Below are 14131 nucleotides of genomic sequence, written 5' to 3' on the forward strand. Positions count from 1 at the left end.
CTCAAACCCGCTCTCTGTAAGACTTTCAGCATACCCCCAGGGGAATTCGAAACCACGCAATCGGTAATGAATTGTCGCTCAACTTCCAGACCTACGGCGCTCGTAGCTAGTGTTTTTAGTCAGCCAGTTCTCTAGGTCAGAGAGAGTGCCTGCCTGTTCTTTCAATTGACCACTAACCCGCGTGTTGATGTGTTCAACTCGCTCCCTCACTCCATTCATGACGAGCTGTAGCTTTTCAATTTCGTGATCGAAATCGGCTTGCTGTCTAGCTTGCGAGTCTTTTAGGGATTCAATCTCTCGCTTCAGGTTGGATAGATAAAAGGTTGGCTTGGCTAGCACTGAAATTAGTCCAGCAACCCCACCGGCCACGCCAACTAAAAGGGCAATCTCAGCCAGAGTCATACGCCAATTCTCCAAATGAAAGCACCAGCATTTAAGGTGCGTGACTGGTCACAAGAGGCTTGAAAGCGTACTGGAACATTTGCGCCGATGGGTGTAACTCGGAAGGCGCAATAGGTGTTGATCGAGCGTAGAGCCTCGTTATTGTTGATAAAAATCGAGAGCCTTAGCGAGTTGACATTAGTAAAGTCATTGACTCTGCCAGCAATGGCCACTAGATAAAGGCCGCCTGCGGGGGTGATTAATTCCCGATTTGTGATGTTGTAGGTAAAGCCTACCAGCTTGAGGTTGTTAGCTGTGGTATCGAGAGCCTGTAGGTCAACCAGCGTGGTGCTGATCGATTGAGAGATGCCGAACCAGCCATAAACAAGCTCGTACTGCCCAAAGCTGTGAGTGTGACTACTAGGCGCTTTGCCGTCGAGGGCCGCCTGAAGGCCGTCGATTTGATTGGTGCTGTGGGTATGAACTACAGGCGCTTTGCTATCAAGAGCGTCTTGGAGGCCAACAACCTCATTCATCGGGTGAGTATGGCCAGCAAAGTCAGTCTCAAGCGAGTCTAGGCGAGTCGTCAGGCTACCTACGTTGCCATCCAGGGCATTTAGAGGATCTTCTAGTTCGCTCCAGGAAACCTTTCCCCCTAGGTCAGTGAGTAGATCGCTGAGCGTGGTGCTCAAGCCGTCGATTTGAGCAATTTGATGCGTATGGACAAGGGGAGCTTTATTGGTTGCTAAATCGGCTGTAGTGGTCTGAAGATTGGCGATGGCGAGCTGATTGCTATCAACATCGCTGGCTAGCTCGCTAATGTCCTGTGTGTTCTGGCTAACGGCAGATTGCAACGGCTGAAACTCAGTCAGCCTGACGTATTGAGCATGAGGGTTTTGAGTTCCGATGTGACTCTCGACCGCGCCAGTGATCGCCTCGGCTACCTCAGTCAGACTGGGGTATTGGGTATGGGGGTCTGGAGCTGAGGTATGGGCTGTAATTGCCGCGCCGACCAGGGACTCAACCTCTTCAAGCGTTTGAACACTGCTGAAGCCAGGGGGATTCTCAAACTCTGGTGAATCGGTTAGCGCTTGCAGTTGCTCGCTGAATGAGCCGGTTAGGATCTCCACTTGGATCACAAAAGGTGTCTGAGCGGAATCAGTCCGCCTTAGCGCTAGCCGCTGATCGTTCCCGATTACAGAGGTGGGCAATTGCAAAATTGCGCCGACACCGGGAAAAGGCCGCGCTTGCAGTGGGTAGATTTCGTTGCCCTCCAGGATGGCAATCGCCGCTTCGCCTCGCAAGGCTAGGGAAGGAGCGCCAACCGGAGTAACGCGGAAGGTAAACCCAGCGACCGGAGCTGTGTATTGCCATTGCTGAGTTAAAGTGAACTCTCCGAGAGACTGCCAAGCCATCTAAAAAAACTCCTCTACAGTGATTTGCCACGGAACAGGGTAGTAGGGGAAGCGCAACTTAAATTGGAGCGAAAAGATAACTTGACCTGCCTCTAAAAAATTTTGGGGTAACGGCAAGTTAATGATTTGCGGCTCGGTTGAGGGATAGATCCGCATCCACGGAGCGAGGCGAGCGCCATCCCCAGGAGCCACAAAGTAACGGCTGAGCCAGCAGCTATTGATGCTGGGGTCAACCGTGGTTTGGTGGGTCAGACGGAACACTTCACCCCCAATCGAATCTTCAGGAGTAAGCGACCAGCTTTCTTGAAGGGTAACAGTTCCCAGGTTGCGCCAAGGCATTAGCAGGATTGCAGTAGGTAAATCAGGTTTTGCTCAGCAACTTCAGCCCATTCGTAGGGGTCGATCTGGTCTTCAAACAGCATCTCTTCCACCACATCGACTGGAACCGTGCCATCGAGCAAGCCCGCGATTGCTTTTTGACGCCGAACCAGCCGAGCGATTTCAGCTTCTAGTTCGCTTTGGGTGAGAGCTGGATCGAGGGTTAGATAGGTGTCAAAAGCGCTCGCGGGGTCAAACATTAGCGTTCCTCTGAGATTTTCTCAGGCGAATAGCTAACCCGGTTGTTTGGGCTGGCGTTCCGCAGACCGATTGCAATTTGATTGAAGGCCAAAAATTCCCGGTCGGTTGCCGCATTGGAACCAAACGGGTGAGAGTAGCTTTGACCATTGGCCCGCAAGTAACGAATGCCGGTAATCCGGCTAGTAGCTGGAGAGCTGGAAGTCTTCACAAACAGCTTGAGCTTGGCTGGCGTGTAATTGCCATTGACTAGAAATTCATCTGCCTCAGCCGGAATTTTGGCGCGGTTGCCAATGTCATCCCCAAGCTGCTGACGGTTGCGTTGATTAGTGCGAACTCGGTAGCCGTCGATCTCAGCTCCCAAATCTTCACCAAAGGGTTTCACGAGCACAAACACCGTAGGTGAGCTGGTACGTGTGCCAATTTGGGCGGTTGCATTACGTTCAGCCAGATCACGGGCAAGGTACTGCTGCCTACGCTGGTAGGCTTGCTGGAGCAGCGGACCACGATTGATGTCAGAATATCGACGAGGCATAGAAAGACCAAGGTAATAAAGGTTGGCTCTAAACTAACCGCGTTTCTCCTCATTATTTCCAGCCGGAAGGTCATATGACTTTCCGGCAGTTTTTCCAAAAAACCGCATCAAGCGACTGTAGCTAGAGGATTACGGAAAATGCCAGAGCGGTCTACCAGGACGATCGGCGGGTTTACACCGTGAATGTGCAGTACCGCATACTGAAAACGCACATCAGCAATAGGGCGCTGTCTGGGCAAACGGCGGTTTTTGCCATAGATGAAGTCGGTGGGAGGCAGAGTGGGGAACCGAGCGGTAGGCTGGTCATTCTCTGAGACGTTTAGGTATTTCCAGTCTGGCGCGTGATTTTGGATATCAAGCACTTGCTCGATCACCCGCTTCCCTTCAGCTTTGTCTCTACAGAGCAACTGAAGCTGATAGCCGCGTGCCCGGTCGGTATAGCTGCACATCAGTTTTCCTTTGCGCCACACAAAGCCAGCACCAGCTGCGAAGGCAGTTCTTACCCGATTGGCATATTGCCTCGCCTCAGTCTCATTTAGAGTCTCACCGTTTTCATTCATGAGGCGGAAGCTAATCTCTCCTGTAACAGGCGAGTAACCCGGTTCAACATCATTAAAGTCTTCTTGGAAGTAGAGCTGAATTTGGGGTCGAAATTTGCGAGCTTCCTGGAAGCTGGGCACGGGAATGCCGTAGATGGGAACCTGCAAATCTTGAGCTTTGCGCAAGATGATATAGAACAGCATTAAGCGCAGCATGGTTTGAGTTGCCGAGTCGTTATCTTGAAGCAAACAGGCAACCTTGAGACTGCCACGCGGAATACTGATGTCATCGTCATCTACGATGTCTCTGAATTCTTCTCGGACAATTGGGTTTTGAGTTCGCATCAATACTGATTGCAAATGCTCCCAGGGACTAGCAACCATAGTTACTCCACAATATTTTCAAACATCTCATCTTGTGCTCTCTGAAGAATCCTCAACGTTTTGGCGGCTGTTCGCACATTGGGAGCGTTGAGGGCGTCAATTGCTTGTTGCAATTGGGCGTCACTGTTTTTGATTAGGTTGATCAGAAACTCTAGCTGAGCTTCTGTAAGTAGAACGGTATATCGAGCTTGGCTCATGACGAATAACTCCTAAGATTCAGGTCTGTTTTGATCGGCGGGAGTGATATTGGGGGATTGGGATTCCTGTTTGGCTGTGGTTTCTGCTTTAGTGGTTGCCTCTTGCCCAGCGCCAACTAGGTTGGTTAATTCCTGCTTCTGGCGGCCTAGCTCTCGAACGGTTTCCTGAACTGAGAGTGCTTCAGAAGCCACAACATCAATCGACTCAACTACTTCCTGACTGGTGTTCAACCACCGGAAGAATCGACCGTTCATAAAGTTGAGGTTGGGATTCATCCAGTTGTAGGCATTCTCGGCAAAGGTGCCAAACTTGCGGGCCGCGTTGCCGATTAGAGCCACGTAGTTGCCCACGACTTCGAGCGCGCCTAGGATGCTGTAACTGATGGATTGAATTGAGTTGATGATGTTCGCCGCTGCCTGATAGATGCGGTTGTATTTTTTCCACTCGGCTTTGATGCCTTCAACCGTTTCAACCCCGAATAGAGTCTTGAAGAATTGGTCTGTCCATCGACCGACGATTTGACCCACGTTTAGGGGCGAGCCGTCTTCCTGCTCAATGCCGAACACATCTAGGACCGTGCTGATAGCAGAAAACAACGTCTGAGCCAGGTTGTTGCTCAGCATGTAGGCGTTGTGCAGCACCGTGATGTAGGTGAGCACCGAGAGCACGCGATCAATCTGCAAGAAATCCCAAGTTTTGCTGATTGTCTGTCCAATTTTGCCGAGCTTGCCGCTAATGCCACCATTGGGGAGCTGCGGGCCGAGCTTGAGATCAATACGAGCGAGCTGAAAGGTTTGGATGTAGTTCAAGACTCGATTGGTTTTCTCAATTCGCTGATTTGCCATTTGCCCTTCTCGCACACTTGCTCTGGCGTTGTCTAGAATGACCTGATCCAAAAACGGCGAGTAGCGACAGAAGGGCGTCGGTGGCTCTCCACCGGGGGGTTGAGGTTGGGGTTGGGGTTGAGGTTGGGGCTGAGGTTGAGGTGAGGGAGTTGGCCGACTACCAGGAGCAGGACTAGCCCCCGGAGCCCCCGGAGCAGGGCGAGCACCGGGAGGCGCAAGCTTCCCCCCAGGACCGGGATTGCCCGCGGGCATACCGAGGGGGAAAGCGAGCGGTAGGGGGAAGGGCAATGGACCGGGGGGCGCAAATGGGAAAGGGGCAGGGGGAGACTTGGGAGCGGGTGCGCCGGGGGGCGCATCGGGAGGGGCAAGCCGAGGCGGGGCATAAGGCCGAGGTCCGGGAGGGGCATCGGGAGGCAACGGCTGAGGGGCGTCAGGGGGAGCGAGGCGGGGGCGGGGTTGGCCGTTTGGGTCTGGCGGCGGGTTGGGGTCTGGGCGCTCATCCCCTAGAGGGTCAGTACCGGGAATTTTTTGAATCAGGCCAATCGACCAGGTGCCCGCATCGTCATAGGTGAAGCTGATCAGCTTATCGATCTGGTTTTCTAGGCGAGGGCCACCAAAATTGAAATCTCCGTGGCAGCGGAGATAGCAGTCACTGCCACGGGCAGGATTGCTGCCCGCGCTAGGTCGGATAATTTGCAGCCCGCCGATTGGTCCCCAGACCGTCACCTCGTAAGAGGAATCCTGACTGTCTGGGGGGTTGCCTTTATAGTCAATCCGAACCAGATAGGCAGCAGCCGTCTGGCCACCACGGAAGGGCGGGCCAGGAGGCCGAGGACCCGGCGTGCCAGCCGGAGCGCCGGGAGCATCGGGAGGCGCATCGGGGGCTACAAAAGGACCGTTACTAGGAACATAGAACGGACTGCCAGGAGTTGGCGGCTGTCCTGGTTTGGGGGGAGCGGCTGGAGTGGGCGGGTCGCCGGCTCTGGGGGGAGCACCCCGCCTAGGAGGGCTGCCAGGAGGCAGGGGAGGGAGGCCGAGCGGCGGTGCTTTGTATTCGGTGGGAAACCCACCGGGAATCGGGTTGAACTGGGGAGCAGGCAGAGGGCGAGCGCCAGGAGGCCGCCAACCCGGCGGGTACCACGGGGGAACCTTGACGATTGGGTTAGCCGGGGAACCGGGGGGAGCCACAGCACGCAACCCTTGACCGGCACGATTGCCCAGGTAGCTGCCTCCCTTCTCCGCTAGAACGGGTAGCCCCACCTCTAGCAAGGTGCCAAGCGCTTGACCGCCAGCGCCACGCAAGCTCAACGACCGAGGGCCAGCAGGGGCAGCAGGGGGGATGGTTGGCGGGGGAGCTGGGGGAGCCGGCTGGGATAGCTTGCGGGTTAGCCGCTGGTTTCTAGCATTGAACTCAGCAGGGCCAATCACTCCCCTGTTGCGCAAGCGCTGGAGTGCCCGCTGCTCACGCGCTAGGAAATCACGCTGATTCTGAATCGCTCGTGACTGCTCCACCGCGGCTCGCCGAATGGCGTCATCCGAAGTGGCATCGATGAGCTGCTGACGAAAGGTATCGATATCGCTCATTAGCTCGGCCAGACTTAGGCAGTGTACTCAGCGGGGATTGAAGCATTGCTAAGCGGCATGACTCGCTCCCAGATCTTTCCTCCCCCTAGGAAGTTTTGGTTAACCGGCAACGAACAGCGCCCGACGTAGCGCAACTCATACGCGCCTTGATTCTCAATGGGGAACACTTGAGAGACAGCCACCTTTTGAACCGCTCCGGGCACTTCCTGGATCTCGTCCTGGAAGTGAAGCGCGGTCAGTAGAGCAGTAGCCCAGGCTGCCACACCTTCGACGGTATTGATTGAGTTAGGCATTTGACCTTTAGTGAACGCAACCATCAGCTAATTCCTTAATTCGTCATCCCTAAAGTTCCCGAATTTGTAAATTTAGGATTAAGAGTTAGGAAGTTTTACTGAGGACACCCCTCTAAGCTGTGAAAAAAGCTGCTATTAAGAAAAGATAAATCTTAATATTTTAGTCAAAGCCGTGGCTCTCTCCGTCTACCAAGAAGAGTTTTTGCGTGAACTGTTTGCGCTGTGCCAGACCTATCGCTCGGTTGCCAATGTTGAAGCGTCATCCATTGGGGCGCTGTCTGGGACTTACAGAGTGGCAATCAATGTCCATATGAAGCCAGACTCACCAGAAAGCCTCGCTGACCTAAAATCGGACTATATTACCCTGCGGTGATAGTCTGAACCCCTGATTCTTTCGTTGGCGTTGATGGGGTCGCTAAACGAGAGAATCAGGGGTTCAGGGTTGACTGTCTGCGCTCCGTAGCAGTCAGGCTTGGGCACACTGCTCTTCTTGGCAGGCATCGGACTACCGCCGATCGCGGATGAGGTCATAAATAACCTTGTCAAAGTACCATTCGGTTTCCATGCCGGGATGATTCTTTTGGCATTGTTGCAACAATCGATTTGCCGTTCCCACGTCACCTCCCACCATCGTTAATAACTTGATGCGGAGTGGATGGTGAGGAGGGAGAGTTTTAGTCCTCGACTGGAATGAAGGCTGGCACCGGGGCTGATCGTAGTTCGGTTGCTGTTGGGGTTTGAGTTGTACCAAGTACAGAGAGATCAGCAGAATGGCAGCAGAAACCGATAGTGAGGCAGTGAAACTGTAGAGAAGGTAGCTAACAAGCAATGCTCCAATCGCAAACCATTGAGCGGTTGAGAGGAAGGGTGTAGGGGTAGGAGATCTTCGCTGCTGACGCTGTTTATGCACTTCGCTAATTAGCAGGACTGACAACAAAACGATCAGGCCAAACAGGCCGATGGTAATGAATTCAATCATGGGAATACTCTGCTCTAGGTAGACAAAAGCCCCTGCTCCGAGAGGTGAGTAGGGGCTTTATTTAGCGTTCCCAGTGTTTACGGTTGGGAGTACCCTTCAAAATCCCGTACAAAATCTAGCTGCGCCAACGTTGCTCTAACTTGTTCGATTGGGGTTGCCTCTGCTATTGGAACGGCCTGTTTCCTCAAGTGATTTACCCAAAACTCACGACTGGTGTTAGTGATTTGCGCTAAGGAATCGCAGGCGATTGTTAACGCCACACAGTTTACAAAAACTTCTCTTTGAACTTCTTCTCCGAGCTGGGAGTAGTTGCGCTGTGGCAAGTCGCCAGTTTGCCGGACTTGCTGAAAATCTTGATCAGACATATCGAGCGATTCATCCCATCCGGTCTCTAGCGATCGGGCTATCTCTAGATCGATTTGACTCAGTCGAGCAAGCAGCAGTTCTGCAATAGCCTTACCATTGTCATACACAGGACGATGTTCCGCTCTCAGACTAGGATGTCTAAGCGCTAATTGAATGAGTGCGACCAGGAAGTATGCAGATATCGGCGGAAGTTTGATATCAATGTCTTCAGCTTGCTCTAACTTTGCTCCAATCAGGTTGAAATCAAAATCCTCAATCATAGGTTTACTTTAACTCATTGTTGAATAGACATAGAAAAGGCGCGAAGCCCTTTTTTATCCTCACGCCTAACGGTTCGCCAAATCGTTCTTACAGAGCGTTAAAACGCTTCAGTTTGATGTTCCCCTGGTGGATAAAGCTGCTTAGAAACAAGCGCTTTCAATTTTTCCAGTTCCTCAACCGGATCATCCACCTCCTCAAGTTCAATCGTGATATCCAGTCGTTCACTCTGATAGTTGCCGAAATTCTTCGTGCGTCCGTAACTGATAGATTTGTAAATCATGTCATCTCCTGTTGCTTTGCTTGTTTATAACGCTTCCCACTCTTCTTTACTAATGCCAGCTTGTTTCAACAGTTTGAGCAGAAAAGGTTTACCGATCGTTCCTGGATGCTTGTTTGGGATGGTGAGCTTGAAACTGCCTTTCACCATGTTTTGGTGTTTGCCGCCGGGGTATGGACCCTCAAACCCACACTGCTTTAAGTAGTAAATCAAGTCGCGCAAGCTGATTGGCGCAATCGGAGGCATAATCTAAGCAACCTCCTTTAATTCGATACTGAGGCTGTTGTCCTCTAACACTGGCATTTCATGGCCCAGCCGCAAACCTAGAATGATCCACCCTTCGAGGGCATCTTGCAGCATTTCCCGGCAGTCTTCTAATGTGTCTGCATTCGTGAGCACACCAGGACAAGCTGGAATTTCTCCATAGAATGTGCCGTCTTCTAGCAGTTCGTAAGTGGCTTGCTTCATTGCAGCCCGAATATAGTCAGTTAGTATCATTGAATTAGCTCCTAAGTAGTTAGTTTACTTGGGGGTAATTGGGCAGAGGACGTTCACCTCTGCCTCTATCCTAAGTCTCCTCTGGTGGTTCTAGAGCAAGATCCACCAGCGTGATCAACAACGCTTTCAATCGCTCTTTGTCTGCTTTGGGCAAGGGCACAGGAATCTTAATCTCGATCTGCCGCTTGCCCTGATCGACAACGATGGTATGCACGTCATGATTTGTCATTGCCTCTCCCCTACCCATCAATTGCTCTACCACCGTCTGTACAATGGCTAATCGACTTGCCTTGATATCTGGTCACAAACGAGTCTCTAGGAAATGCACGCGAGAGTGCCTTTAATACTCGTTTTGCTGTTGCATAATCTGCTACCTCAGCCGTTAGCTTACCGTTGCGGTAAATCTTCCACGGGTTCTTATCTAGTTGCATGAGTCGTTCAACTCCCGTTCGATTCTGGGTTGCTCCAGCGCGCCGCGTCCTGAGATGTCATTGACGCGCCACCGATCTCCCTCTCGAATTAAAGCAAACAGATATTCAAACTCAGACTTACTGGCATACCAACAATTAGGCGAGCTGGGAGATTGCCGCACCACATAGCCCATCGCATTTAAGCGAGTGCTAATCAGATTGAACAGATTTGAGTTATCCATAGATATAGCTCCTGAGTAGGTACGTTACTTGGGGGTAAAAGGGGCAGGAGTTAGTGGCTCCTGCCTCTGAAACTAGTTCAAATCGTCACTATTTGAAGCGCTGGGATTGTTGGAATCAGTCTCAGCGCTTTGTTCTTCGAGATCTGGAATACCATCAACGTCCAGCTCAAACTCTTGTGCTAAACGCTTGAGGGAAACCTTCAGAACTTTTGCCATTGCCACTGCTTTATCAAAACTAGGAATAGCACCTCCGTTTTCCCAATTGCGTACAGCCTTCTCTGTAGCGTTAACAGCGTAAGCGAACTGAGCTTGAGTTAAATCAACCCGTTCTCTTAGTGCTTTCAACCCAGTCCTCCGTTTAACTCTGTCATCACTCATATTAGGTAGTTGACTTACGGTAGTCAACTACCTAATATTTTAGGTAGCCAACTACCTGATAGTTGGACATAAGCAGAGCAGGACTTGACTCCGGGCGAAGGCTTGGCCCTGCTCTGTCAACATCATCGCGTCCCCTGTCAACAGGTGCGAGGTTCAAACGTATCGGAGCCTTGAAAGAGGCAACTAAAAAGCCGCCCCCCGATCGAAGACGGGAAGCGGCATGCAAATTTCCAATTACTTAGGAGTATAACTCAGATGAAATGTCCCCAATGCCGTTTCTTTGATCGCCTCGGTTGTGCCATCAGACCTGACTATTGGAAAGCTTGGTATAAGCTGCACCGATGGAGAGGTGAAACCGACCTGTTTGAAGCGTTAGCCCCTTTTTTGACTGAATGCCCAGACTTTGAGGCGACTCCACTCAAACCGCTGACCCTTTCCCTCACCGAACAGCAATGGAACGCGGTTCTGACCTGGAGTATCAATCCCGATACGTTCAACACCTTTGAGACTTTCCGCGCTCAGGTTCAGCAAGCGTTTGGGCCACCAGCCCCAGACCCAACGAAAGACGCTGACGACACGCCGTTTTAAAAGAGAACAGGGACTGATACCCAGGTGTCAGCCCCTTTTTTTTTGGTCTTTTTTTTCCTTGATTGCAACATATACCAAGGGATCCCCATGTTCAGAATCACGGATTATACGGAATTCGACCCCAAGGGTCGGGCGGTTTGCCCATGCTGTGCGCTCGAAGGAAAGCTCAAGAAGAATCTAGCACTGATTCCTGGCACCGATGGCGCTTATAAATGCCATCGCGGTTGCACGCCAGAGCAAATTCGAGCCGCCCTGGGTGCCCCCAAAGACAAACAAGTACCAGCAGCCCTGGCAGCTCCCGCTCGTTCACCGGCTGTCACCATCACGCCCCAAAAGGTGAGGGAAGCCTACGAGCGGTTGATTTCCCCCGCAGGCGCAACCGCTCGGAAGTGGCTCAATAACAGGGGCATCAGTGATGGGATGATTCGCCGCTATCAATTGGGCTTGACGCGATCGGCCTGTGGCGGGCAAATGAAGCCAGCGATTTCCATCCCCATTCCAGCCAATGCCGACGGCACCAGCTATTACCAAAAGAAACGGGTTGAACCGTGGATCGCTGAATCGGAGCAACCCCCAGAGTATTCACCCTGGGTGCAGAAGGGCATTCCTGCGAAGGTGTGGTTCACCTGGCTGCCTGCTGAGGCTGAAGCAACGTGGCTATGTGAGGGAGAATGGGACGCAATCATGCTGGGCTGGCAGGTCCGGCAGGCCGAACTACCAATTGCCGTGGCAAGCTTCACCTGTGGCTGTAGTGCGGTCCCTCCACCCAGCGAGCTGAAGCTATTACCGGGTGAGGTCGTAATCTTCTACGACCGCAACGACAAACCGCTCAAAGACGGCACGATTCCCGGAGAGAAGGGAGCCACCAAGCTCGCGCAAGCGTTAGGCGAGCGCGGCAAAATCGCTCTAGTACCCATGCCCCAAACCTGCCAGATTCACGGCTGGGACGTCTCTGATGCCCTCAATCACGGCTTCACGCTAGAGGACTTCCTAGAGGCCGCGAATCGGGCTGTAGCAGCCACAGACGAGCCAGCGAAAACAGATAACCCGCTCAGAGCACACCTGCAATGGAACGATGACCTACTAGACAACGCTCCAGAGTACACCGATTGGCTTGTGCCCGACCTGCTCACCACCAATGAGCTATTTCTACTGGCAGCAGGACCCAGGACCGGGAAAAGTCTACTGGCGATGACCCTGGCCAAGGCAGTGGCGGCAGGTGAGCGGTTCATGGATCGCCCAGTGCTGCAAGGGCCAGTCATCTACATCCGCAAAGAAGATGGCGACTCCAAAACAAAAGAACGGGAACTGGCGCAAGGGTGGGAGCGAGGCTTACCCGTGGCGTGGCTCAAAAAATTCAAGCTCTCCGAACTGAACCACCTGCGAGAGCTAGCCGAGGAAATTCAGCCGCGGCTGATTGTGATTGACACCCTCTCGCGGGTGAAAGATAGCCAGATCTCGGAATCTTCAGCCGAGATGAGCCAATTGCTAGAGCCATTGCAAGAGATGGCCGAGGAACTCGACATCTGCATTCTGCTGGTTCACCATACGGGCAAAGTCTCTATCGACAATGCTGGAACCATTGACCCATTTGACACGATTCGTGGCTCTAGCGCCATCCGAGCCACTTGCCGCGGCTCGATTGTCCTGGCAGCAGGAGACCGCAACTACCGGCTAATGGCCGAGAACGGATGGGGCAAGCATGACCTGAATGTGGTTCTCGATGCCAATACGCTCACTTGGCGCTTACTCGGTCAATGGAACCCAACCTTCAACGGCTCCCAAACCCAACAGGTGATCGATTACCTCAAGAGTTGTCAAATAGCGACGATCGATCAGATGAGTGCCGATCTAGGCATTCCTAAGATGTCCCTTTACAAAACTTTAGAGCGACTGCAAGCATCAGACGTTGCTGGCGAAAAGGTGGTCAAAGAGGGCCGAAGGCGTTCGTATACCTACCGTCTAGCCATTTTTGAGGAGGCAAAAACGCTATTTGACACTATTGGACTGTCAAATAGCGTGTCAAATAGGCCAAATCCAGACAGCGACTGCGATAGAGGGGGATATTTGACAAAAAATGATTTTTTTTCTGACGCCTCAGGATCGATCATCGATCAAACTGGCACATGTGACACTTTGATCGATCCTGGCGCTGTTTCCAGGAAAAAAGTTGTCAAATATAGGCCCAAAATAGCCTCAAAGCTAGACACAGCAAGCGTTTTGCCTATTGGACATCTATTTGACACCGATTTTGAGCGATCAGGGTCAAAACCATACACCGCAAGCGATTCAGCGTGTGATCGCCTATTTGACAGCTATTTGACAAACCCCGAAGCTAGTACGAACGAACCACTCGGATCGATCAACTTGCAGCCCGGTGATCGGGTGGAAATTATCGAGGGGCGGTTCTATGGCAGCCGTGCCACCGTTCAAGAGGTGACTAACGATGAGGTGACAGTTAGAGCAGCCCGATGGGTCGTCAATCGCTCCTACCGGCCTGACCAGCTTCGATTCATCGAGCGTGGAGGTTCTAGTTAACGGTGAGAACCTGCCGCTACTGGATTGAGCGGTTTCAAGAGGATTTCTATCAGCGTGGTCGGTCCCAAACAACTTGGACAACTGACTATTGGAAAGTTTTGAAGCTTCTGCCGCCAGAAGAACCGCTCACCGCAGCCCTGCTGCATCAAATTGTTGTATCCACTTCACCCAATACCAAATCCCGCAGACGAGCCTGTATGGTCACAAAACAAATCGCTAAGTTCGCACGGGTCAAGTATGACCCCACCCCCTACCAGGGCAACTACAGCCCCAAACGACCTAAACCCAGAGACATCCCCAGCGACGCCCTGATCATCAACTACTGGCGCTCGCTGGACAATCCCGGCTGGCGATTCATCTTAGGACTGATTGCCACCTATGGCCTACGACCCCACGAGGCGTTCCTTGTAGACTATGAGCGCCTGAGCAGTGGCGATCGCGTGCTGTGGGTGCTGAAGGGCAAAACCGGAGAGCGGCGGGTCTGGGCGTTTCACCCGGAATGGTATGAGCAATTCAATCTTGCTAATCCGATCTTGCCCGCCGTGAACCTGAACAGACGGAACGACCAAATCGGACATTCAGCCACGCGGCACTTTTGGGAAATCGGCTGCCCCTTTCGGCTCTACGACCTCCGCCACGCTTGGGCAATCAGAACTCTGGAGTATGGGCTAGAGGATGCCTTAGCGGCAAAGCAGATGGGGCACTCGGTTGAAGTGCACAACGACATCTACCAGCAATGGATCGATGGACATATTCACCAACGCGCCTATGAGCGATTGCTGAACCGAGCCGATCGCCCTCAGCCACCTAGTTTAGAAACGTAAAGAAAGCGAGAGAGCGAGTC

At 52.5% G+C, this 14131-nt stretch carries 22 protein-coding genes; 4 read left to right on the forward strand and 18 right to left on the reverse strand.

What is annotated here, in order from left to right:
• Positions 1-78: 78 nt before the first annotated feature.
• The 9 genes from HJG54_RS35205 to HJG54_RS35245 form a co-directional block, all read right to left on the reverse strand.
• Complete coding sequence (locus tag HJG54_RS35205; RefSeq protein ID WP_316437270.1) at positions 79-402, reverse strand: hypothetical protein; 324 nt, start codon at positions 400-402, stop codon at positions 79-81.
• Positions 399-1796, reverse strand: a complete 1398-nt coding sequence (locus HJG54_RS35210; protein WP_316437271.1) for a hypothetical protein — start codon at positions 1794-1796, stop codon at positions 399-401. The genes HJG54_RS35205 and HJG54_RS35210 overlap by 4 nt, the downstream gene beginning before the upstream one ends.
• Positions 1797-2135 (reverse strand): hypothetical protein, encoded by a 339-nt coding sequence (locus HJG54_RS35215; RefSeq protein ID WP_316437272.1) that lies wholly within the window; start codon positions 2133-2135, stop codon positions 1797-1799.
• Positions 2135-2374: a hypothetical protein gene (locus tag HJG54_RS35220; RefSeq protein ID WP_316437273.1), complete on the reverse strand. Its 240-nt coding sequence runs from the start codon at positions 2372-2374 to the stop codon at positions 2135-2137. The genes HJG54_RS35215 and HJG54_RS35220 overlap by 1 nt, the downstream gene beginning before the upstream one ends.
• Positions 2374-2907: a hypothetical protein gene (locus tag HJG54_RS35225; RefSeq protein WP_316437274.1), complete on the reverse strand. Its 534-nt coding sequence runs from the start codon at positions 2905-2907 to the stop codon at positions 2374-2376. Before HJG54_RS35225 ends, HJG54_RS35220 begins: the two co-directional genes overlap by 1 nt.
• A 107-nt stretch (positions 2908-3014) precedes the next feature.
• A complete protein-coding gene (locus tag HJG54_RS35230) occupies positions 3015-3830 on the reverse strand; it encodes a hypothetical protein (RefSeq protein WP_316437275.1) in 816 nt (271 codons plus the stop codon).
• Positions 3831-3832: 2 nt separating this feature from the next.
• The gene (locus HJG54_RS35235) at positions 3833-4027 is read right to left on the reverse strand and encodes a hypothetical protein (protein WP_316437276.1); all 195 of its coding nucleotides are present in this window, start codon (positions 4025-4027) and stop codon (positions 3833-3835) included.
• A 12-nt stretch (positions 4028-4039) separates the two neighbouring features.
• Complete coding sequence (locus tag HJG54_RS35240) at positions 4040-6457, reverse strand: hypothetical protein (protein ID WP_316437277.1); 2418 nt, start codon at positions 6455-6457, stop codon at positions 4040-4042.
• Positions 6458-6471: 14 nt separating this feature from the next.
• Entirely contained in the window at positions 6472-6774 is a 303-nt protein-coding gene (locus HJG54_RS35245) for a hypothetical protein (RefSeq protein WP_316437278.1), read from the reverse strand.
• A 148-nt stretch (positions 6775-6922) separates the two neighbouring features.
• Here HJG54_RS35245 and HJG54_RS35250 point away from each other — a divergent pair, with 148 nt between their 5' ends.
• Positions 6923-7123: a hypothetical protein gene (locus HJG54_RS35250; RefSeq protein WP_316437279.1), complete on the forward strand. Its 201-nt coding sequence runs from the start codon at positions 6923-6925 to the stop codon at positions 7121-7123.
• 132 nt (positions 7124-7255) lie between these two features.
• On the opposite strand, the gene HJG54_RS35255 is transcribed toward HJG54_RS35250, so the two are convergent.
• The 9 genes from HJG54_RS35255 to HJG54_RS35295 all read right to left on the reverse strand — a co-directional run bounded on the left by HJG54_RS35255 (position 7256) and on the right by HJG54_RS35295 (position 10128).
• Complete coding sequence (locus tag HJG54_RS35255; RefSeq protein ID WP_316437261.1) at positions 7256-7729, reverse strand: hypothetical protein; 474 nt, start codon at positions 7727-7729, stop codon at positions 7256-7258.
• 77 nt (positions 7730-7806) lie between these two features.
• Entirely contained in the window at positions 7807-8355 is a 549-nt protein-coding gene (locus tag HJG54_RS35260) for a hypothetical protein (RefSeq protein ID WP_316437262.1), read from the reverse strand.
• Between the two features lie 98 nt (positions 8356-8453).
• Complete coding sequence (locus HJG54_RS35265; protein ID WP_316437263.1) at positions 8454-8636, reverse strand: hypothetical protein; 183 nt, start codon at positions 8634-8636, stop codon at positions 8454-8456.
• A gap of 24 nt (positions 8637-8660) precedes the next feature.
• Positions 8661-8879 (reverse strand): type II toxin-antitoxin system HicA family toxin, encoded by a 219-nt coding sequence (locus HJG54_RS35270; RefSeq protein ID WP_316437264.1) that lies wholly within the window; start codon positions 8877-8879, stop codon positions 8661-8663.
• 3 nt (positions 8880-8882) lie between these two features.
• Entirely contained in the window at positions 8883-9131 is a 249-nt protein-coding gene (locus HJG54_RS35275) for a type II toxin-antitoxin system HicB family antitoxin (protein WP_316437265.1), read from the reverse strand.
• A 70-nt stretch (positions 9132-9201) separates the two neighbouring features.
• Positions 9202-9360: a hypothetical protein gene (locus HJG54_RS35280; protein ID WP_316430712.1), complete on the reverse strand. Its 159-nt coding sequence runs from the start codon at positions 9358-9360 to the stop codon at positions 9202-9204.
• 10 nt (positions 9361-9370) lie between these two features.
• Positions 9371-9562 (reverse strand): hypothetical protein, encoded by a 192-nt coding sequence (locus HJG54_RS35285; RefSeq protein ID WP_316430711.1) that lies wholly within the window; start codon positions 9560-9562, stop codon positions 9371-9373.
• Complete coding sequence (locus HJG54_RS35290; protein ID WP_316430709.1) at positions 9553-9783, reverse strand: hypothetical protein; 231 nt, start codon at positions 9781-9783, stop codon at positions 9553-9555. Before HJG54_RS35290 ends, HJG54_RS35285 begins: the two co-directional genes overlap by 10 nt.
• A 72-nt stretch (positions 9784-9855) precedes the next feature.
• Entirely contained in the window at positions 9856-10128 is a 273-nt protein-coding gene (locus tag HJG54_RS35295) for a helix-turn-helix transcriptional regulator (RefSeq protein WP_316437266.1), read from the reverse strand.
• 288 nt (positions 10129-10416) lie between these two features.
• Here HJG54_RS35295 and HJG54_RS35300 point away from each other — a divergent pair, with 288 nt between their 5' ends.
• The 3 genes from HJG54_RS35300 to HJG54_RS35310 all read left to right on the forward strand — a co-directional run bounded on the left by HJG54_RS35300 (position 10417) and on the right by HJG54_RS35310 (position 14111).
• The gene (locus HJG54_RS35300) at positions 10417-10749 is read left to right on the forward strand and encodes a hypothetical protein (RefSeq protein ID WP_316437267.1); all 333 of its coding nucleotides are present in this window, start codon (positions 10417-10419) and stop codon (positions 10747-10749) included.
• Positions 10750-10836: 87 nt separating this feature from the next.
• The gene (locus HJG54_RS35305; RefSeq protein WP_316437268.1) at positions 10837-13287 is read left to right on the forward strand and encodes an AAA family ATPase; all 2451 of its coding nucleotides are present in this window, start codon (positions 10837-10839) and stop codon (positions 13285-13287) included.
• 2 nt (positions 13288-13289) lie between these two features.
• Entirely contained in the window at positions 13290-14111 is an 822-nt protein-coding gene (locus HJG54_RS35310) for a hypothetical protein (RefSeq protein ID WP_316437269.1), read from the forward strand.
• Positions 14112-14131: the final 20 nt, after the last annotated feature.

This window comes from Leptolyngbya sp. NK1-12 (genome assembly GCF_032598965.1).
Classification (GTDB): domain Bacteria; phylum Cyanobacteriota; class Cyanobacteriia; order Elainellales; family Elainellaceae; genus Elainella.